This window comes from Micromonospora sp. PLK6-60, from assembly GCF_019890675.1.
In the GTDB taxonomy this organism is placed as follows: Bacteria; Actinomycetota; Actinomycetes; order Mycobacteriales; family Micromonosporaceae; genus Micromonospora.
The window spans coordinates 75,325-95,345 of the sequence record NZ_JAIOAA010000005.1; the positions used below are offsets into that span (position 1 = coordinate 75,325).

Annotated in this window: 18 protein-coding genes; 12 read left to right on the top strand and 6 right to left on the bottom strand. The window is 75.2% G+C overall.

The genetic code is table 11. The features are described 5' to 3' along the window. Positions 1-46: 46 nt before the first annotated feature. From K7640_RS30790 to K7640_RS11900, 4 genes are all read left to right on the top strand, one after another. Entirely contained in the window at positions 47-1,264 is a 1,218-nt protein-coding gene (locus K7640_RS30790; protein ID WP_222954837.1) for a histidine kinase, read from the top strand. After that, positions 1,261-1,923: a response regulator transcription factor gene (locus K7640_RS11890; RefSeq protein WP_222954838.1), complete on the top strand. Its 663-nt coding sequence runs from the start codon at positions 1,261-1,263 to the stop codon at positions 1,921-1,923. The genes K7640_RS30790 and K7640_RS11890 overlap by 4 nt, the downstream gene beginning before the upstream one ends. Positions 1,924-2,019: 96 nt before the next feature. Beyond that, on the top strand, positions 2,020-3,069 hold the full coding sequence (locus K7640_RS11895; protein WP_222954839.1) for an alpha/beta hydrolase: 1,050 nt from the start codon (positions 2,020-2,022) through the stop codon (positions 3,067-3,069). After that, positions 3,066-4,328: an acyltransferase family protein gene (locus K7640_RS11900; protein ID WP_222954840.1), complete on the top strand. Its 1,263-nt coding sequence runs from the start codon at positions 3,066-3,068 to the stop codon at positions 4,326-4,328. The genes K7640_RS11895 and K7640_RS11900 overlap by 4 nt, the downstream gene beginning before the upstream one ends. Positions 4,329-4,643: 315 nt before the next feature. On the opposite strand, the gene K7640_RS11905 is transcribed toward K7640_RS11900, so the two are convergent. The 3 genes from K7640_RS11905 to K7640_RS11915 are packed head-to-tail and all read right to left on the bottom strand — an operon-like array spanning position 4,644 to position 7,653. Further along, positions 4,644-5,594, bottom strand: a complete 951-nt coding sequence (locus tag K7640_RS11905; RefSeq protein ID WP_222954841.1) for a VWA domain-containing protein — start codon at positions 5,592-5,594, stop codon at positions 4,644-4,646. Further along, positions 5,591-6,571: a DUF58 domain-containing protein gene (locus K7640_RS11910; RefSeq protein ID WP_222954842.1), complete on the bottom strand. Its 981-nt coding sequence runs from the start codon at positions 6,569-6,571 to the stop codon at positions 5,591-5,593. Before K7640_RS11910 ends, K7640_RS11905 begins: the two co-directional genes overlap by 4 nt. After that, positions 6,550-7,653, bottom strand: coding sequence for a MoxR family ATPase (locus tag K7640_RS11915; RefSeq protein ID WP_222954843.1), 1,104 nt, complete (start codon positions 7,651-7,653; stop codon positions 6,550-6,552). Before K7640_RS11915 ends, K7640_RS11910 begins: the two co-directional genes overlap by 22 nt. A 261-nt stretch (positions 7,654-7,914) precedes the next feature. Between K7640_RS11915 and K7640_RS11920 the strand changes: the two genes are divergently transcribed. From K7640_RS11920 to K7640_RS11930, 3 genes are all read left to right on the top strand, one after another. Then, positions 7,915-8,145 carry a hypothetical protein gene (locus K7640_RS11920; RefSeq protein ID WP_222954844.1) on the top strand — a complete coding sequence of 77 codons (231 nt, stop codon included), beginning with the start codon at positions 7,915-7,917 and terminating at the stop codon, positions 8,143-8,145. Between the two features lie 21 nt (positions 8,146-8,166). After that, positions 8,167-8,694 carry a PH domain-containing protein gene (locus tag K7640_RS11925; protein WP_222955106.1) on the top strand — a complete coding sequence of 176 codons (528 nt, stop codon included), beginning with the start codon at positions 8,167-8,169 and terminating at the stop codon, positions 8,692-8,694. An 853-nt stretch (positions 8,695-9,547) separates the two neighbouring features. Beyond that, positions 9,548-11,026 carry a PH domain-containing protein gene (locus K7640_RS11930; RefSeq protein ID WP_222954845.1) on the top strand — a complete coding sequence of 493 codons (1,479 nt, stop codon included), beginning with the start codon at positions 9,548-9,550 and terminating at the stop codon, positions 11,024-11,026. 73 nt (positions 11,027-11,099) lie between these two features. Here K7640_RS11930 and K7640_RS11935 read toward each other — a convergent pair whose 3' ends face one another. Next, positions 11,100-12,242, bottom strand: a complete 1,143-nt coding sequence (locus K7640_RS11935; protein WP_222954846.1) for a phosphatase PAP2 family protein — start codon at positions 12,240-12,242, stop codon at positions 11,100-11,102. Positions 12,243-12,354: 112 nt separating this feature from the next. On the opposite strand from K7640_RS11935, the gene K7640_RS11940 reads away from it, so the two are divergent. Together K7640_RS11940 and K7640_RS11945 are read left to right on the top strand one after the other, a co-directional pair. Continuing rightward, positions 12,355-12,750: a thioesterase family protein gene (locus tag K7640_RS11940; protein ID WP_222954847.1), complete on the top strand. Its 396-nt coding sequence runs from the start codon at positions 12,355-12,357 to the stop codon at positions 12,748-12,750. After that, positions 12,747-13,577 (top strand): MBL fold metallo-hydrolase, encoded by an 831-nt coding sequence (locus tag K7640_RS11945; protein WP_222954848.1) that lies wholly within the window; start codon positions 12,747-12,749, stop codon positions 13,575-13,577. Before K7640_RS11940 ends, K7640_RS11945 begins: the two co-directional genes overlap by 4 nt. 46 nt (positions 13,578-13,623) lie before the next feature. Here K7640_RS11945 and K7640_RS11950 read toward each other — a convergent pair whose 3' ends face one another. Beyond that, positions 13,624-14,553, bottom strand: coding sequence for a carbohydrate kinase (locus tag K7640_RS11950; protein WP_222954849.1), 930 nt, complete (start codon positions 14,551-14,553; stop codon positions 13,624-13,626). 50 nt (positions 14,554-14,603) lie between these two features. Here K7640_RS11950 and K7640_RS11955 point away from each other — a divergent pair, with 50 nt between their 5' ends. Together K7640_RS11955 and K7640_RS11960 are read left to right on the top strand one after the other, a co-directional pair. Then, positions 14,604-14,765: a nuclear transport factor 2 family protein gene (locus K7640_RS11955; RefSeq protein WP_222954850.1), complete on the top strand. Its 162-nt coding sequence runs from the start codon at positions 14,604-14,606 to the stop codon at positions 14,763-14,765. Between the two features lie 269 nt (positions 14,766-15,034). Further along, complete coding sequence (locus K7640_RS11960) at positions 15,035-16,168, top strand: lytic polysaccharide monooxygenase (protein ID WP_222954851.1); 1,134 nt, start codon at positions 15,035-15,037, stop codon at positions 16,166-16,168. A gap of 64 nt (positions 16,169-16,232) precedes the next feature. On the opposite strand, the gene asnB is transcribed toward K7640_RS11960, so the two are convergent. Then, positions 16,233-18,194 carry an asparagine synthase (glutamine-hydrolyzing) gene (gene asnB, locus K7640_RS11965; protein ID WP_222954852.1) on the bottom strand — a complete coding sequence of 654 codons (1,962 nt, stop codon included), beginning with the start codon at positions 18,192-18,194 and terminating at the stop codon, positions 16,233-16,235. Between the two features lie 109 nt (positions 18,195-18,303). Here asnB and K7640_RS11970 point away from each other — a divergent pair, with 109 nt between their 5' ends. Continuing rightward, positions 18,304-19,785: an aminopeptidase P family protein gene (locus tag K7640_RS11970; RefSeq protein WP_222954853.1), complete on the top strand. Its 1,482-nt coding sequence runs from the start codon at positions 18,304-18,306 to the stop codon at positions 19,783-19,785. Positions 19,786-20,021: the final 236 nt, after the last annotated feature.

Sequence of the window (20,021 nt, forward strand, 5' to 3'; positions counted from 1 at the left end):
CGTGGCGGGACGCCGGGAAACCGGCCCTGGCCGTACCGTGCCGATGGTGGAGGCATCCCTGACCGGCGCGCTGTGGCCGGCGCTGCGCCGGACCCTGCTCGGCCCCGACGTGCCGGCCGGGTCGTCGCCGCTGGCCCGGTGGCCCCGGCTGGCCCGCCACGCCGGCCCGGCCGGGCTGCTCGCCCTGCTCGGTCTGTTCTGCGCCGCGCTGGCGCAGGAGGTCGACCTGGCGTTGCCGTTCGGCGTCGCGGTGCTGTTCGCGGCGCTCACCGTCGCACCTCTCGCACTGCTGCCCCGCCGGCCGCTGGCCGCCTGGCGGCTCACCCTCCTCGCCCTGGCGATCTGCACCTTCAACGCCCCGGCGGACGCCCCCTGGCCGTGGACTCCGGTGCTGCTGCTGATCGCGGTCGCGGTACTGGCGGTGGTGGCCGCCCGGGTGGACCGGCCGGTGCTGATCTGGGTGGGGCTGATCTCGGCCGTCCCGGTGCTGACGATGATGAACGCGAACAACCGGATCGGCGCGCTGCTGCTGCTCGGCGTGCTCCTGGTGCTCGGCGACCTGATCCGCGGCAACCTGGCCTCCCGCCGGGCCCTCGCCGCGCAGACCGAGCGCGGCGACCAGGAGCGGGCCCGCCGGGCCCTGCTGGAGGAACGCACCCGGATCGCCCGCGAACTGCACGACGTGGTGGCGCACCACATGTCGATGATCGCGGTGCAGGCGGAGACCGCCCCGTACCGGCTGACCGACGTGCCGGCGCCGGCCCGGGCCGAGTTCACCGCGATCGCCGGCTCGGCCCGCGCGGCGCTCACCGACATGCGCCGGCTGCTCGGGGTGCTGCGCAGCGAGTCGACCGGGGCCAATACCGCACCCCAGCCCGGCCTGGCCGACGTCGCCGCCCTGCTGGCCGCCGCCGAGCGGGCCGGGATGACGGTCACCCGCGACGGCGATCCGCCCGAGGACGTGCCGGCGCCGGTCGGGCTGGCCGCGTACCGGATCGTGCAGGAGGGGCTGGCCAACGCGGCCCGGCACGCGGCCGGCGCCGCGGCGCGGGTCACCCTCCGCGCCGAGCCGGGCGCCCTGACCGTACGCGTCGAGAACGACCCGATCGCCGCGACGCCGGCCGGGGAGGGCGCCGGCCACGGGCTGACCGGAATGCGGGAGCGGGCCCTCGCGCTGGGCGGTACGTTCCACGCCGGGTCGACCGGGGACGGTGGCTATGTGGTGACGGCCCGGCTGCCGTACGACCGGGAGGACGACGCGTGATCAAGGTGCTGATCGTCGACGACCAGGCGATGGTCCGGCAGGGCTTCGGGGCGTTGCTCGCCGCCCAGCCGGACCTGCTGGTGGTGGGCGACGCGGCGGACGGCGCGGCGGCGGTCCGGCAGGCCCGCCGGCTCGACCCGGACGTGGTGCTGATGGACGTGCGGATGCCGGTGCTGGACGGGCTGGCCGCCACCCGCCAACTGCTCGGCGACCGGGTCGCCGACCGGCCCCGGGTGCTCATCCTCACCACCTTCGACCTCGACGACTACGTCTACGAGGCGCTGCGCGCGGGGGCCAGCGGCTTCCTGCTCAAGGACGCCCCGGCCGCCGACCTGGTGCACGCCGTGCGGGTGGTGGCCGCCGGGGACGCGCTGCTGGCGCCCGCGGTGACCCGTCGGCTGATCGCCGAGTTCGCCGCCCGGCCCGACCGGCACCGGCCCCGCCCGACCGAGCTGGCCGGGCTGACCCCACGGGAGACCGAGGTGCTGCGGCTGATCGCCCGCGGCCGGTCCAACACCGAGATCGCCGGTGACCTGGTGGTCTCCGAGCAGACCGTGAAGACCCACGTCGGGCGGATCCTGGGCAAGCTGCGGCTGCGCGACCGGGCCCAGGCGGTGGTCTTCGCGTACGAGTCGGGTCTGGTCGCCGCCGGCGAGTAGCACCGCAGAGCCAGTGGCGGGATCCCGCCACCGGGCGACGACCGGCGACCGGCCCCGGCCGCACGCTCCCTGAGTCCGACTCGGAGGGAGCAGTCGATGCGCTGGAGTCCACCGGCCCGTACGGGCCTGACCGCGCTGCTCGGGACCGCCCTGGCGCTGCCGGCGGGCCCGGCGCCGGCGCCACCGGGGACGTACCCGGTGACCCCGGCGGCGTTGCGGGCGGCCGGGCCGCCCTACGCCGGGTGGGCCGACGCGGGCCGGCGCTTCCTGCGCTTCGACCCGCGCGGCGACGGGCTGGCGGTGGAGGTGCTGGGTGACCTGGCGACCGCCGACCGGATCGCGGTGCTGGTGCCCGGGGTGGGCAGCACCCTGCGCGACTTCGACCGGGGCCTCGGCGGGGTCCCCGGCCGGGCCCCGGCCCGGCAGGCCCGCGACCTGTACGCCGCGCTGCGCGCCGGGCATCCCGGGGCGCGGGTGGCGGTGCTGGCCTGGCTCGGTTACGACCCGCCCGACGGGGTGGCCACCGCCGCCGGCCCGGCCGCCGCCCGGCGGGGCGCACCGGCCCTGCGCACGCTGCTGCGCGAGCTGGCCGCCCCCGGCGTCCGGATCACGTTGGTCGGGCACAGCTACGGCGCGCTGGTCGCCGGCCTCGCCGCCCGGGACGTCCCGGCGCAGGTCACCGACCTGGTGACGCTGGGCGGGATCGGGGCCGGGGTGGACCGGGCCGACGCCCTGCCGGGGGTGCGGGTGTGGGCGGCCGAGGCGGCCACCGACTGGATCCGCCGGGTGCCGGAGCTGCGGCTGGCCGGGCTCGGGCACGGGGTACGGCCGGGGGATCCGGCGTTCGGCGCCCGGCGGCTGCCGGTGGCCGGTGTCGCCGGGCACGACGGCTACCTCGCGCCCGGCGGGGTCACCCTGGCGGCGGTCGCCGCCGTGGTCCGCGACGGTGCGCTGCCCTCCGCCGCCGACCTGACGGATTCGCCGCGGGCCGGCGCGCTGCCGGCCGGCGCGCTGCCGGCCGGTGCGGTGCCCGCCGGTGCGGTGCCCGCCGGTGCGGTGCCCGCCGGTGCGGTGCCGGCCGGTGCGGTGCCGGCCAGTGCGGTGCCGGCCGGTGCGCCGGCGACGGCGACGGGGGCGGGCCGGTGAGCCGGGACCGGGCCGTCGACGCGGTGCGGGCCTGGGCCGTCGGCGGGGTGGTGCTGGGCCACTGGCTGGTGACCGCGCTGGTGCTCGCCCCGGACGGCGGCCTCACCGTGGCCAGCCCGCTCGCCACCATGCCGGCCCTGGCGCCCGCCACCTGGCTGTTCCAGACACTCGGGCTGCTCTTCTTCGCCGCCGGGTACGCCGCCACCCGGTCCCGGGCGCGGTTCCCCGGCGGCGGCGCGGGATGGCTGGCGCGGCGGATGGGCCGGCTGGCGCTGCCCACCCTCGCGCTGCTCGGCGGCGGGGCGGCGGTGCTGCTGGCCGCGATCGTGCTGGGCGCCCCGGACGACACCCTCGCCACCGCGATCGAGCTGACGATCAGTCCACTGTGGTTCCTGCTGCCGCTGCTCGCGCTCTCCGCGCTGACCGGCGCGCTGCACCGCGCCGTACGCCGATGGGGTGCGGCGCGGTGCGTGGCCCTGGCGGTGGCCGTGGCGGTCGCCGCCGACCTGGCCGGGCGACTGGCGCCGGTCGCACCCGGGCGGCTGCCGGTGGCGCTGCTCGCCGCCTGGTCGGTGCCGTGGCTGCTGGGCGTGGCGCACGCCGACGGCCGGTTGACCGGCCGGCGTCCGGCGGTCGCGCTGGCCGCCGGCGGCGCGGTGGCGCTGGGCGGGCTGCTCCTGCTCGGCTGGCCGGCCAGTGCGGTGGGCGTGCCGGGAGCCGACGTGTCCAACCTCCACCCGCCGTCGTCGGCCGCGGTGGCGCTCGCGATGACCCAGGTCGGGCTGGCGTTGCTGGCCCGGCCGGCGCTGGAGCGGCTGGTGCGGCGGGCCGCCGTGCGACGCGCGGTGGACGGGGTCAACCGGCACGCGATGGGCATCTACCTGTGCCACCAGCCGGTGCTGATCGGGGTGACCGCGCTGGCCGCCCGGGCCGGCCTCGCCCTGCCGGGCCTGCACACCCCGCCCGCCTCGGCGGCCTGGCTGGCCGCCCGGCTCGGCTGGCTACCGCTGTTCGCGCTGGTCCTGGCCGGGTTGCTGGCCCGCCGACGGCCGCGCGTCAGCCGGGTCGCCGCCGCCGCGCGGCGGCCGGCCACGACGGCTCGGCCAGGTGCGCCCGCCCGGCCCGCCGGGTGTACGATGATCGGCGTTGCGGGCCGCTGCGTCGGCCTGCCTTCCGGGCCCCGCCGACCGCAGGAGGTGATCGCTGTGCGAGATAGCGATCCTCCTAGTCGTGGCCGGGCCGACCGTCAGCCCCGCTGAGCCACGACTCAGTCAGGCGAGCTGACCCAGATCCCGCTCCCACCCCCGCCGAAGCCCCGGCCGACCTGACCGGGTCACCCCTCGGCGCGGTGGTGGAGCCGCCCGGTCACGACTTCGTGTGCGCGTCCTGATCCCTCGGCGGTCCCGTCCGGACCGCCCAGTCGCCACCCGGAGCTGTCCATGAGCCGCTACGTCGCCCCGCTGGGCTTCACCCTCGCCGCCGTCTGGGTGGCCGTCCTGTTCGTCCTCGCCGGCTCCACCCACTGACCGGCCCGCCTCCCGCCGGCGCCCGGGGCGTTGGCCCCGGGCCGGCGCTCAGAGGAGGCGGGAGGTCCAGAGCAGGCTCATCGCCCCCGCGCAGAGGGCGAACAGCAACGCCACTCCGGCATACCACTGGGTCACCTCGCGCGGCTCGGTACGGAACCCGATCGAGCTGCCCATGTCCTGGTAGACCTGCTTCAGCTCGCTGATCGACGCCGCCTCGTAGAAGTATCCCTCGGTGGTCTCGGCCAACTCTGCCAGGGCCATCCGGTCCACCGGCACCCGCTGCAACTGGCCGCCGATGTCCACCTGACCGGAGTCGGTGCCGAAGGCGATGGTGGAGACCGGGACGTTCGCCGCCTGCGCGGCGGCCGCCGCCTCCTCCACCGAACGCCCGGAGGTGCGGTAGCCGTCGGAGAGCAGCACGATCCGGGCCGGCGGGATACCGGCCGCCCCGTCGGCCGGCACCGACCGGATCGCCTCCAGGCAGGTGAAGACCGCCTCACCGGTCGCCGTCGACTCGGCCAGCACCAGCCCGTCGATCCCGGCGGTCACCGCCGCCCGGTCCTTGGTCGGCGACACCAGCACGTTCGCCGCCTTGGCGAACGAGACCAGCCCCAGGTTGTAGCTGGGCGGCAGCTCCGCCACGAACTGCTTGGCCGCCTCCTGGGCGGCCTCCAGCCGGTTCGGCGCCACGTCGTCGGCCTGCATCGACAGCGACACGTCGATGGCGAGCATCACGGTGGCCCGCTCCAGCGGCTCCTTGGTGTCGATCGCCGGCCGGGCCATCGCGGTGGCCAGCGCCAGCAGGCAGAGCAGGAAGGCGGTCGCGGCGGCGTGCCGCCGCCAGCCCAACCCCCGCGGGGCCAGGGTCCGCAGCAGGTCCACGTTGGTGAACCGCATCGCGTACGCCTTGCGCCGGCGCTGCCGCCACACGTACGCGGCGGCTAGGGCGAGCACCGGCAGCACGGCCAGCAGCCACCACGGTTGCAGAAAACGGATCATCGTGTCGTCCCTCGGGTGCGGGCGTGCCGCTGCGCGGCGACGAAACGCACCATGTCCAGCAGCCAGTCTCGATCGGTGCGCAGCCGCAGGTGGGCGGCGCCGGCGGTGCGCAACGCGGCGTCGATCGCGGCGCGATGGGCGGCCGCCGCCTCGGCGTAGCGCCGGCGCAGCCGCGGGTCGGCGGTCTGCACCTCGTGCAGCTCCCCGGTCTCCGGGTCGACCACCGGCAGCACCCCCACGTCGGGCAGCTCCAACTCGCGCGGGTCGACCACCTCGATCGCCAGCACGTCGTGCCGGACCCGGAGCTTACGGACCGGCCGGGTCCACTGCTCGGGCGGTGCGAGGAAGTCCGAGATGACCACCGCCACGCCACGCCGCCGGGGCGGCCGGTTGAGCATGTCCACCAGCGCGCCGAGGTCACCGCGGCCGGGTTGGCTCGGCACCCCGGCGATGGCCCGCAGCAACCCCTGCGCCTCCTTGCGGCCGTTGCGGGCGGGCAGGCGCAACACCCGCCCGGCCGCCCCGCCGCTGCGGTCGCCGGCCGGCGACCCGGTGCCGACCACCGCCCCGATCCGGTTGCCGCCGCGCACGGTCAGGTGGGCCAGCGCAGCCGACGCGGCGATCACCACGTCCCGCTTGAGCCACTGCCCGGTGCCGAAGTCGAGGCTGGCCGACAGGTCCACCGCCAGCCAGGTCTCCAGCTCCCGGTCGGCCACCGTCCGGCGCACGTGCGGCGTGGTGGTCCGCGCCGTCACCGGCCAGTCCATCCGCCGCACGTCGTCGCCGGGACGGTATTCCCGGGACTCGCCCGCCTCGCTGCCCGGCCCCGGCAGCAGTCCGGCGTAGTCGCCCTGGAGCAGGCCGTCGAGCTTGCGGGTCACCATCAGCTGCAACCGGGACAGCACCGCCTCGGTACGCCCACCGGCGGCCAGCGCCGGCGAGAGCTCGGGTCGGGTCACGGCCGCTGCCCGGGCCAACCGGCGCCCGGTGGCGCGGCCGGCGGTGGGGTGGCCTGCTGCCGGGGCGCGACCGAGGGCAGCGGGATCGTCGACATCACCCGGTGCACCACGTGGTCGGCCGGCACGTCGTCGGCGAGCGCGTCGTAGCTGAGCACCAACCGGTGCCGCAGGATGTCCGGGGCGATGTCCTGCACGTCCTGGGGCAGGGCGTAGTCCCGGCCACGCAGCAGGGCCAGGGCGCGGGTGGCCCGCACCAGGCCGAGCGAGGCGCGCGGGCTGGCACCGTACTGGATGAACCGGGCGACGTCCGGCATGCCGTGCTCCGCCGGGCTGCGGGTGGCCAGCACCAGCCGGACCGCGTAGTCGACGAGCGCGTTGTGCACGAAGACCTGGTCGGCCTTGTGCTGCAGCCCGATCAGGTCGGAGGTGGTGAAGACCGGCGCCGGTTCCGGCGGCGAGACGCCCATCCGATAGACGATCTCCCGCTCCTCGGCGTCGGTCGGATAGCCGACCACGATCTTCATCAGGAACCGGTCCCGCTGCGCCTCGGGCAGCGGATAGACGCCCTCCTGCTCGATCGGGTTCTGGGTGGCCATCACCAGGAACGGGTTCGGCACCCGGTGCGACTCGCCACCGATGGAGACCTGCCGCTCGCTCATCACCTCCAGCAACGCCGACTGCACCTTGGCCGGTGCCCGGTTGATCTCGTCGGCGAGCAGGAAGTTGACGAAGACCGGGCCCAACTCCACGTCGAACTTCTCGCTGGACTGGCGGTAGATCCGGGTGCCCATGATGTCGGCGGGAACCAGGTCGGGGGTGAACTGCACCCGGGCGAAGGAGCCGCCGACCACCCTGGCCATGGTCTCCACGGCAAGGGTCTTGGCGACGCCCGGCACCCCCTCCAGCAGGCAGTGCCCCCGGGCCAGCAGCGCGACGAACATCCGCTCGACCATCCGGTCCTGCCCGACGATGACCCGTTTGATCTCGAACAACGCCCGCTCCAGCAGCGTGGCGTCCTCGGCCGGGGTGGTCACCGGCACGGGTGCGCCCGGCGCGCCGCCGGTCGGTGTCGGGGCATCGGGCGTGGTCGGCTGGGCCACCGGTCCTCCACAGCATGATCGTCGTCGGGCGTGGTGCGTATCAAGACTGTCATGCCGGGCTGACCACCGAGGAGCGGAGAACCCGATTTTCGCCGCCATGTCCAGTCCCCGGGACCTCGCGCGCCGGTCCGCGCGTAATCGCCGCGCACGGGTGGACACGGAGGGGTCCGGCGCGTGTACGATTCACCCCGTCGCCGGGCGGCTCCCCCCGTGGCCGCCCGGCGCTGAAGCTTCCCGTCCCGGCGGCCTAGACTCGCCCGGATGACCCCTCACTCCCCCGCCGACGAGGCGCCGATCTGCTCGGCGCGGGGCTGCCGCGCCCCGGCGGAGTGGGCGCTGCGCTGGCGCAATCCCCGCCTGCACGAACCCGACCGGCGCAAGACCTGGCTGGCCTGCGCCGCGCACCGCGAGTCGCTCGGCGGCTTCCTGGACGCGCGCGGCTTCCTGCGGGAGGTCGTGCCGGCGCCCGGATCGCCTACCCTCGAAGGGTGAGTGAGCGCAACGGACGCCCCGGTGAACGGTGACCACCCCGCCGGGCCGGCAGCGGCCCCGGCCAGCCCCCTGGAACCCTGGCCGGACACCGTCCGGTGGCAGCCCATCTCCCGCGACCAGATCTGGGTGGAACTGATCCGGCTGGCGGTGTTCCTCGGCATCCTGCTGCTCGGCCTCTCGGTGGCCTGGGCGCTCACCGGCCTGACGCTGGTCGGCCTCGCCCTGGCGGCGGTCGTGCTCGGCGGCTGCTGGCGCGCGGTCGCCGTCGTCCGCGCCGTGCGCGCCTGGGGCTACGCCGAGCGGGAGAACGACCTGCTGGTCCGGCACGGGCTGCTGGTCCGGCGGCTGTCCATCGTGCCGTACGCCCGGATGCAGTTCGTCGACGTCAGCGCCGGCCCGCTGGAGCGGGCCTTCGACCTGGCCACCGTCCAACTGCACACCGCCGCCGCGGCGAGCGACGCCCGGGTGCCCGGGCTGCGCCCGGCCGAGGCGTCCCGGCTGCGCGACCGACTCACCGCGTTGGGCGAAGACCGCGCGGAGGGCCTGTGACCACCCCACCCCCCGCCCGCCCGGCCCTGGCAGCCCGCCCGGCCCCGGCAGCCCGCCCGGCCCTGGCAGCCCGGCCGGCCCCGGCAGCCCGGCCGGCCCTGGCCGGCTACTTCTCGGAAGTAGTGGCATCGGGCGCCTGTGAAGGCCACTACTTCCCGCATCGAGCACGATCTTCGACGGTCGAGCGGGCGCGGGCCGGAGGGTGGGGGCCGGACGGGGCGCCGCGATCGGCGGAGACGCGGTGAGCGACCGGCCGGTCGGGCCGGAGGGCCGTCCCGGCGACCAGTACCCGGTGCCGGGAGGCGCTCCGGACGCCGCGCAGCACCCCGCCCCGCCGAGCCACCCGCAGCCGGGACCGGCCCAGCCGCCGCCGGCCCCGCAGCCGCCGGCACCGTCCGATCACCCGCAGTCGGGACCGGCCCAGCCGGCACCGTCCGGTCAGCCGTGGCCGTCCGCCACCCCGCAACCCGCACCGTCACCTGCCGGTTCGCCGTGGCCGTCCCCCGCCCCGCAACCCGCCGGTCCGCCGTGGCCGCCGCCGGCCCAGCCCGGGCAACCGGCCACCTCGGCCGACGCGCGACCACCGACGGCGCCCGGTCAACCATGGCCACCGCCGTCAGCGAGCAACCAACCGCCACCCGGCAACCAGCCGCCACCCGCGCCAGGACAGCCGTGGCCGCCGTCGCCCGGCAGCCAACCACCCGCGCCAGGACAGCAGTGGCCACCGCCGCCCGGCAGCCAACCGCCGCCGCCCGGGAGCATGCCGTGGCCACCGTCGCCCGGCAGCCAACCACCCGCGCCAGAGCAACCATGGCCACCGCCGTCCGGCGGCCAACCGCCGCCGCCCGGGAGCATGCCGTGGCCGGCGGGATACCCGTGGCCGGCGGGATACCCGTGGCCGGCGGGGTACCCGGGGCCGGCGGGGTACCCGGGGCCGGCGGGACCGCAGGGTGCCGCGCCATGGCCCGGCCCGGCGGCCGGTGGGCCGGTGGGCGAGGAGCCGCGGCGCCGGCTGCACCCGCTCAGCCCGGCCCTGCACGGGGCGAAGTCGCTGGTCGTGGTGATCGCCGGGCTCTCCTGGTCGACGCTGTCCCGGGTGGGCTTCGGCTGGTTCGCGGCGATGGTGGCGCTGCTCGCCCTCGGCGCCACCGTGCTCGCCGTGGTGAGCTGGTACAACACCGGCTACCACGTGGTCGGGCGGGAGCTGCGGGTGCACGAGGGGCTGCTCTGGCGGCGTACCCGGGCCATCCCGCTGGAGCGGTTGCAGGCCGTCGAGGTGGTCCGGCCGCTGCTCGCCCAGCTCACCGGCCTGGCGGAGCTGCGCCTGGAGGTGGTGGGCGGCGGCAAGACCGAGGCGCCGCTGGCGTACCTGAACGTGGCGGAGGCGCACGCCCTGCGGCAGCGGCTGCTGGACCTGGCCGGTCGGGTGCCGGTCGCGACACCGGCCGGAGCACCGGCGGCACCCGGCGCGCCGCCGGCACCGGGCACACCGGCGGCGGCCAGCGAGCCGGGTCGGGCCGCACCGCCCGGCCGCCGGCTGCACGAGGTACGCAACCAGGACCTGCTGGTCAGTCAGCTGCTCACCCCGCAGGCCTTCCTGCTGCCGTTCGGCGTGCTCTTCGTCGTGTCGCAGTTCCTCTCGGAGGGTTCCTGGTCGTTCGTCGCGGTGGCCAGCACGCTGACCGCGATGGCCGGTGTGCTGCTGCAACCGATCCGCCGGGTGCTGGACGACTGGAACTTCCGGCTGGCCAGCGACGACGGCCGGCTGCGGATCCGCAACGGGCTGTTGGAGACCCGGGCGCAGACCGTGCCGCTGACCCGGGTGCAGACCGTCGGGGTCACCTGGCCGCTGCTGTGGCGGCCGAAGGGCTGGCTGCGGCTGCGGCTGGAGGTGGCCGGCTACTCGGCCGCCGAGCCGGACGACCGGAACCGGCCGGACCGGTTGCTGCCGGTCGGCGACGCCGGCACCGGCGAGCGGATCGTGGCGGAGGTGCTGCCCGGCGTACGGCTGGCGGAGCTGCCCACGACGGCCCCGCCGCGGCGGGCGCGCTGGCTGCGACCGCTGAGCCGGCAGGCGCTCGGCGCCGGGCTCACCGAGCAGGTCTTCGTGGTCCGCTCGGGCCTGCTCACCCGCCAGCTGGCGCTGGTGCCGTACGCCCGGATCCAGAGCGTGCGGGTGGTGCGGGGGCCGGTGCAACGGCTGCTGCGGCTGGCCACGGTGCACGCGGACACGGCGGGCGGGTCGGGGGCGGCGGCGCCGCACCGGGACCTGGCCGAGGCGTGGGCCCTGGCGGCCGAGCTGACCGAGCGGGCATACGCCGCCCGGCGGTGACGCGGCGCCGCCGCGACCGCTTGGCGGTGACCCGGCGCCGCCGCGACCGCCCACTGGCGGCGCGGGCGGCGGATCAGCGAGTCGCGGGCGCCGGCACCTCGTCCGGGTCGCCCAGGGCGGACGGCCGGGCGGGACCGGCCGAGCTCTCACCGGCCGGGACGGCGCCGGTCGCCGGTGGTGCGGCGCCGGCCCCACCGGTCGGGGCCGGTTCGCCGGGGTCGGGTGCCGCGGCGGCCTGGGCCGGGGTCGGCTCCGCCGGACCTCGGCGGGAGCGCCAGGCGGCCCAGCCCCGCTCGGCCAGCCCGACGACCAGGAACGCCATGCCCACGTACGCCCAGCCGACCAGCACGTCGATGATGTAGTGCTCACCGGCGTAGACCAGGGTGAACGTCATCGCCAGCGGGTACGCCAGCAGCAGCGGCCACCAGCGCCGCCGCACCGACGGCAGGAAGAAGACCACCACGAACAGCGCCCAGGCGGTGTGCAGGGAGGGCATCGCGGCGACCGGGTTGGAGGCGATCTGCCCGGCGTTGAGCAGGTTGCCGGCGCCGTGCATGCCGAACGCCTTCCACCCCCGGGTGGAGATCCGGGCGACCTCGGTGAGCAGGCCGTTCTGCGCCGCCCACCACGGCGGCGCGGCCGGGTAGATGAAGTAGGTGACCAGCCCGCTGGCGCAGAGGAAGCCCCAGCGGCGCATGTACGCGCCCCAGCGCTTGCGGCTGCGCACCCAGAGCACCCCGGCGGCGGCCAGCGCCACCACGAAGTGCGAGAAGTAGACCCAGCTGACCAGCACGTCGTACCACTGCACCTGAGGCTCGTAGAGGTGCTGCTGGAGCCAGACGGTGGGCACCTCCCCGCCGGTCGCCCAGCCCACCAGGAACCGGTCGGCGACGATCAGCTCCATCGCGTGCGGGACCCGGCCGTTGTCGGCGAAGCCCCGGGAGAGGTTGTAGACGATCAACAGCAGCACCACCGGCACCCAGTCCCGGGCGAAGGCCAGGTGGCTGCGCCAGGGCCGGGCGGAGTTCCACGCGATGGTGGCTGCCCAGATCCAGACGAAGGCGTACGCCGGGTCGGTGGGCAGGCCGATGGCCAGCCAACACGCGACGAAGGCGGCACCCCAGACCGCCATGGCGACGACGCGGCGGCGCCCGCCGTCGGCCCGGTCGGGGCTACCGGAAGGGACGGGGCGCTGGGGATCAGTCACGACGGCCATCGCGATCCAGGTTAACGGCGGGTGCCGCACGACCGGACGCCCACCCGCCCGCTGGGTCCTGGCGCACAGCGTACCGGTGCCGGTGATGATCGCCAGGGCCTAGGCTGGGGCCATGCAGGAGCAGCCCTTCCCGACCGGGCTGGTGGCCCGGGTCGAGCTGACCGTCACCGCTGCCGACACCGCCACGGCGGTGGGTTCCGGCGACGTACCGGTCCTGGCCACACCCCGGGTGGTGGCCCTGGCCGAGGCGGCGACGGTGGCCGCCACGGCGGCCCCGATGCCCCCGGGACGCACCACCGTCGGGACCCGGGTCGAGCTGGACCACCTGGCCGCGACGCCGGTCGGCCGGACGGTGGTGGCGCAGGCCCGGCTGGCCGCGGTGGACGGCCGGCGACTGGCCTTCGAGGTGGCCGTCACCGACGGCGACGAGACCGTGGCCCGGGGGCGGGTCGAGCGGGTGCTGGTCGACCGGGAGCGGTTCCTGGCCCGGGTCGGGGAGGGCGCGTGAACGGCTACCGGTTCCGCGAGGTGGCCTCCGGGGTGCACGTGCTGCGCGAGCCGCTGCTCGACGTGAACGTCACGCTTGTCGTCGGGGACGGCGCGGCCCTGCTGGTGGACACCCTCTCCACGGTGGGGCAGGCGACCGCGCTCGCCGCCGCCGCCCGGGCCGTCACGGACGCCCCGTGGAGCGTGGTGAACACCCACCACCACTTCGACCACTGCTTCGGCAACGCCACGCTGGCCGCGGACCCACCCCGCCCGGTGTACGCGCACGAGCTGGCCGCGGCGGCGATGCGCGACCCGGAGCGGCTGCGCCGGCAGGCGTACGAGGAGGTGCGCGCCGAGCAGCCCGAGCTGGCCGCCGAGCTGGCCGGCACCGAGCTGCTGGCCCCGACGCACCCGGTGCACACCGAGACGGTGCTCGACGTCGGCGGGCGGCGGGTGGTGCTGCGCCACCCCGGGCACGGGCACACCGACGCCGACCTGGTGGTGCACGTGCCGGACGCCGACGTGCTGGTCGCCGGGGATCTGGTGGAGCAGAGCGGACCACCGGCGTTCGAGGACTCGTACCCCCTGCAGTGGCCGGACGCGGTGGCCGACCTGCTCCGCCTGACCACCCCGGCGACGGTGGTCGTGCCGGGGCACGGCGACCCGGTCGACGTGCAGTTCGTCCGGGCCCAGCACCGCCAGCTGGTCGACCAGGCGTGGCTGATCCGGGCGGCGCACACCGCCGCCGCCCCGCCGGAGCGGGTGGCGGCCGAGTCCCCGTTCGGCGCCCGGCCCGGACTGATCGCCGCCCGCCGCGGCTTCGCCGAACTCGACGGCACCGGCTGACCGGCCGCCGCCGTCGTCGTCACCCGGCCCGGCTCGCCCGGCCTCGTCACGCGAAGCGGCGGGTCACCTCGGCCCGGGTGGGCATGGAGAGCGCGCCGCCCGGTGACTCGCAGACCAGGCCGGCCACGCGCAACGCGAACGCCACCCGCTCCCGCCACCCGGTGGGCTCGGCCGGCTCGCCGTCGATCAGCAGCTCGGCGATCAGCGCCGCCATCACCGAGTCGCCGGCGCCGGTGGCGTCCACCGCGTCGACCTTCGGCGCGGGAATCCGGACCGGGTCGGGCCCGGCGGCCACCAGCGCGCCGTCCGCGCCCAGGGTGACCACCACCGTCCCGGCGCCCAGCTCGCGCAGGTACGCGGCGACCCCCTCGACCGGCTCGCGCGGATAGAGCAGTTCGGCGTCGGCGGCGCTGAGCTTGACCAGGTGCGCGGTGGCGGCGAACTCGGCCACGATCCGGCGCAGCTCGTCCAGCGCGGCCGGGCCGGTGAGCAGCCGGGGACGCACGTTCGGGTCGAACACCCGCAGGCCGCCGGCGATCGACCAGGCCCGGCGGGCGGCGGCGAGCACCGGCGGGCAGAGCAGGACGATCGAGCCGCCGTAGAGCACGTCCGCCCCCTCGACCAGGGCGACGTCCAGGTCGTCGGCGGTGAGCAGCCCGTACGAGGGCGGGTCGCCGTAGAACCGGAAGTCCGGCTCCGGGCCGGCGTGGGTGGTCACCGCCAGCGAGGTGGGCACCGGCACGGTCACCGCGCCGGCCAGGCCGACCCCGGCGTCGGCCAGGAACGCCCGGATCCGGTCGGCCAGCACGTCGTCGCCGAGCGAGCCCACGAAGTGCGCCGAACCACCGAGCCGCGACACCCCGACGGCCACGTTGAGCGGCCCGCCACCGATCTCCTGCCGGAACACACGCCGCCCATCCTGCTCCGCGTCGAGCAGGTCGATCAGCGCCTCGCCCAGCACCACCGCGTATCCCACGAGTCCTCCAGAGATCAGATCCGTCGCACCAGGCTGGCACACTCGCCGCCGTGACGAACCCTGAGGACACCGTATTGGCGTACTGGGCCGCATGCGAGGACCGCGACTGGGCCCGGTTCGGGGCGCTGCTCGCCGAGGACGTCGTCTATGACCTCCCGCAGACCCGGGAGCGGATCCGGGGCCGCCGGGACCACCTCGTCGAGCGTTACTGACGCATCGAGGCACTCCTATTGCGCTCCGGCGGCGGCGCGTGGTGGGATGGCGCTGCCGGGTGTGTGCGGGGGCTGCCGCATCGCACCCGCGCCGGGTTCTGTTCACGCGAGGGCACCGGTCCGCACCGACGGACCGCGGACAGCCGTGTCCGCCCGCCCCTGTGCCGGTGGACGCGGTCGCTCCCCCCCCAGGCGAGCCCCTGTCGCCACGCCTCGGCCGGGCACCGTGGCCGGCGGCGACGGGCTCACCCACCCTCGAAGGAGAACCCGTGCACCGATCCCGTACGGCCGCGCTGTTCACCGCGGTCGCCACCCTGGCCGCGGGCGCCGCGATCGCCCTGGCCACCGGCTCCGGCCCGGCCGCCGCGCACGGCGCCGCGATGACCCCGGGCGCCCGTACCTTCCTCTGCTGGAAGGACGGACTCAGCGCGACCGGGGAGATCAGGCCGAACAACCCCGCCTGTTCGGCGGCGGTCGCCGAGAACGGGGCGAACTCGCTGTACAACTGGTTCAGCGTGTTGCGCTCCGACGCCGGCGGCCGGACCACCGGCTTCATCCCCGACGGCAAGCTGTGCAGCGGGGGCAACCCGGGCTTCAGCGGCTACGACCAGGCGCGCAACGACTGGCCGATCACCCACCTGACCGCCGGGCGGACGATGGAGTTCCGCTACAGCAACTGGGCCCACCACCCGGGCACGTTCTACTTCTACGTGACCAAGAACACCTGGAGCCCGACCCGCCCGCTGGCCTGGAGCGACCTGGAGGAGCAGCCGTTCCTGCAGGTGACCAACCCGCCGCAGCGGGGCGCGGTGGGCACCAACGACGGCCACTACTACTTCACCGGCACCCTGCCGGCGAACAAGAGCGGGCGGCACATCATCTACTCCCGCTGGGTCCGCTCGGACAGCCAGGAGAACTTCTTCGGCTGCTCGGACGTGACCTTCGACGGCGGCAACGGTGAGGTGACCGGGATCGGTGGCGGCAACAACCCGTCGCCGACGCCGACCAACCCGACGCCCACCCCGACCAACCCGACGCCCACCCCGACGTCGCCCACCCCGACCCCGACCACCACGCCGACCACGCCGCCGCCGGGCGGGAGCGCCTGCATGGCGGTCTACAAGGTGGTCAGCTCCTGGACCGGCGGGTTCCAGGGCGAGGTCATGATCATGAACCACAGCTCCCGCGCGTACACCGGTTGGACGGCGAACTGGACCTGGCCCAGCGGTCAGAGCATCAACTCGGTGTGGAACGGCACGCTGAGCACCAGTGGCGCGGCGGTGACCGTCACCAACGCGGCCTGGAACGGCAACGTGGCACCGGAGGGCACCACCACGTTCGGCTTCACCGCGAACGCCCCGGGCGCCAACACCCTGCCCACCGTCACCTGCACCGGTCGCTGACCGAGCACAGGTGTTAAGCGGGGCCCCCTGTACAACGCCAGGCGTTAACAGGGGGCCCCTCCTTTCAGCGGACCATGCTGCCGACGGCGGGCTTGGTGAGCAGGGCGGACTGGTTGCGCTGGATGCCCGGGTCGAGGGTCCGGGCGACGAAGATGGCGTGCCAGACGCAGAAGATCAGCACCGTCCACACCTTGCGGGAGTGGTCGGCCTCGCCCCGCTTGTGCGCCTCCAGCAGCCGCAGCGCGTACGGCAGGTCGATCAGGTCGCCGGCGCCGGAGGTGGTCAGCATGTGCCGGGCCCACTCGTACATCTCGCCGCGCAGCCACACCCGGGTCGGGGTGGGGAAGCCCAGCTTCCGGCGGTTGACGATGGCCGGGGGCACGACGCCCCGCAGCGCCTGGCGCATCGCGTACTTGGTGGCGTCGGAGCGGGGCGGGATCTTCAGGTGCACCGGGATGCCGGCGGCCGCCTGGAAGACCTCCCGGTCGAGGTACGGCACCCGCACCTCCAGCGAGTGCGCCATCGAGATCCGGTCCGCCTTGACCAGGATGTCGCCGCGCAGCCAGGTGTAGAGGTCGACGTACTGCATCCGGGTGACGTCGTCCAGCTCGGTGCTCTCGGCGTAGATCGGCGCGGTCACGTCGGTGTAGCGCACCGACGGGTCGTACTGGCGCAGCAGCCGCTGCTTCTCCGCCTCGGTGAACATCCGGGCGTTGCCGTAGTAGCGCTGCTCGATCGGGGTGGTGCCGCGCTCCAGGAAGCTGCGGCCCTTGACGCCCTCGGGGATCACCCGGGCCAGCGCCCGCAGCCCGGCCCGTACGCCCCGGGGCAGTTTGTTGACCCGGCTCAGCGACAGCGGCTCGCGGTAGATGGTGTACCCGCCGAAGAACTCGTCCGCGCCCTCGCCGGAGAGGACCACGGTGACGTGCTCGGCGGCCTTCTTGGCCACGAAGTACAGCGGCACCAGCGCCGGGTCGGCCACCGGGTCGTCCAGGTGCCAGATGATCTTCGGCAGCGCCTCCATCATGTCCTGCGGGCCGATCTTGGTCGGGATGGTGGTGACGTCGAGGTGCCGGGCCGAGTCCTGGGCCACGTCGATCTCGGAGTAGCCGTCCACGTCGTACCCGACGGTGAAGGTGAGGATGTTCGGGTTGAACTCCCGGGCCAGCGCCACCACCGCGGTCGAGTCGATGCCGCTGGACAGGAACGAGCCGACCGGCACGTCCGAGCGCATGTGCATCCGGACGCTGTCCCGCAGGGTCTCCCGGATCCGGTGGTAGAGGCGCTGCTCGTCGGAGACCGGGGCGGGGTGGAACACCGGTCGGAACCACCGGCGCACCTCCATCTGGTAGCCGGGGCTCCAGGTGAGGCACTCCCCCGAGCCGATCCGGCCGATCCCCCGGTGCAGGGTGCCGGGTTCGGGGACGTACTGGAGGGTGAGGTAGTGGCTGAGGTTCGCCGGGTCCACCCCGGCGTCGCCCGCCCGCGCCGACGGGGCGAACGGCAGCAGCGCCTTCTTCTCCGAGGCGAGGTAGAGCCCGTCGGCGGTCTCCAGGTGATAGAGCGGCTTGATGCCGAACCAGTCGCGGGCGCCGAACGCCCGGCGCTCCTGCCGGTCCCAGATGACGAAGGCGAACATGCCGCGCAGCCGGTTGAGCACCTGTTCGCCCCAGTGGTGGTAGCCGGCGACGACCACCTCGCCGTCGCCGTTGGTGGCGAACCGGGCGCCGAAGTCCCGGATCAGCTCGTCCCGCAGCTCGACGTAGTTGTAGATCTCGCCGTTGTAGGTGAGCAGGTAGCGCCCGTCCGCGTAGGTAAGCGGCTCGTGGCTGGACTCCACGTCGATGATCGCCAACCGCTTGTGCCCGAAGACGACGTCGGTCCGCCGGCCGGAGACGTCACCCACCACCTCCACCCCGGTGTCGTCCGGGCCGCGGTGGTGCAGGCACTCCAGCGCCTCGGCGACGGCGTCCCGCTGGGCCGCCGCGTCCCCGCGCGCACTGAAAAACGCCAGAATTCCGCACATAACTGGCATCGTCGCACGGGAAAGGCGGCCACGAGGCCGCCTCGGGAGGTCTGCCCCCCACCGCGCGGTACCGTCGGGACCAGCATCGAGGCGCTAGGGAGGGCGGAAGATGGCTGAGGAGCGGGCCCAGGGGAAGCCGGCGGACGGCACCGAGTCGCACGACCCGGATTTCCCGGAGGCGTTCCTGGAGTTCATGCGGCAGGGCTGGCGGGACACCGAACTGCCGGTGGGACCCCGGCCGGAGGTGCCGAACTACGCCAAGCGCCGGGCCGCGCTCTCCGCGGCCTTCCCCGGGGAGACCCTGGTCGTCCCGACCGGCGGGGAGAAGGTACGCGCCAACGACACCGACCATCCGTTCCGGCCGGGCAGCGACTTCGCGTACCTGACCGGGGACCACGACCCGGACAGCGTCCTGGTGCTGCGGCCGAACGGCTCCGGGCACGACGCCACCCTGTTCATGCGGCCCCGCTCGTCCCGGGTCACCGACGAGTTCTTCCGCAGCCGCAACGGCGAGCTGTGGGTGGGGCGGCGGCACACCCTCGGCGAGAAGTCGACCGAGCTGGGCCTGCCCACCGCCGACCTGACCGAGCTGGAGGCGGCGCTGGCCGACTGCGCGCCGGGGCGTACCCGGGTGTTGCGCGGCTTCGACGCCCGGGTGGACGCGGCCGTGCGGCCCTTCGACGGCGCCCGCGCCGACGGCCAGCCGGGCCGGGACCGGGAGCTGGCCATCGCCATCTCGGAGCTGAAGCTGGTCAAGGACGAGTGGGAGATCGCCCAGCTCCAGGACGCCTGCGACGCCACCGTGCGCGGCTTCGAGGACGTGGCCCGGGCGCTACCGGCCGACCGGCGGGTCTCGGAGCGGCTGCTGGAGGGGATCTTCGCGCTGCGGGCCCGGCACGACGGCAACGAGGTCGGCTACAACTCCATCGTCGGGGCCGGTGAGCACGCCACGATCCTGCACTGGGTGCACAACCACGGCGCCACCCGCCCGGGTGAGCTGCTGCTGATGGACATGGGCGTGGAGAACCGCAACCTCTACACCGCCGACGTCACCCGGGTGCTGCCGGTCGACGGCCGGTTCACCCCGCTGCAGCGCCAGGTGTACGACGCCGTCCACCACGCCCAGCAGGCGGCCATCGACATCATCCGGCCCGGCGTCGCGTTCAAGGACGTGCACCTGACCGCCATGCGGGTGCTCGCCGAGGCGCTGAAGGACCTCGGGCTGCTGCCGGTGAGCGTGGACGAGGCGATGGACCCGTCCTCCACGGTCTACCGCCGCTGGACGCTGCACGGCACCAGCCACATGCTCGGCATCGACGTGCACGACTGCGCCAACGCCCGGAAGGAGACCTACCGGGACGGCCCGCTCGGCGAGGGCTACGTGCTGACCGTCGAGCCCGGCCTCTACTTCCAGCCCGAGGACGAGCTGGTCCCCGAGGAGCTGCGCGGCATCGGCGTACGGATCGAGGACGACATCCTGGTGACCGCGACCGGCGCGGTGAACCTCTCGGCCGGCCTGCCGCGCCGTTCCGACGAGGTGGAGACCTGGCTGGCCGAGCAGCGCGAGGCCGGCCCCCGCCTGCCGGGCTGACCGCCCGGCCCCGACCCCACGGGCCCCGCCCACGGTGCGCACGCACCGTCGGCGGGGCCCGTCGCTGTGTCCGTCTCGCCCGTTAACTACCTTTCCTAGGCCCTTACGCGGGCTTTCTTCGTATTCGCCTGTGTCGCGAGGATCGTTCTCATAGGTTGGCGATCGGAGGCTGCAACCGATTTGTGGCTGGTCGCGCCCCTTCTATCGGCACGACCCGTCTGGTAGCGGAAAGGGCG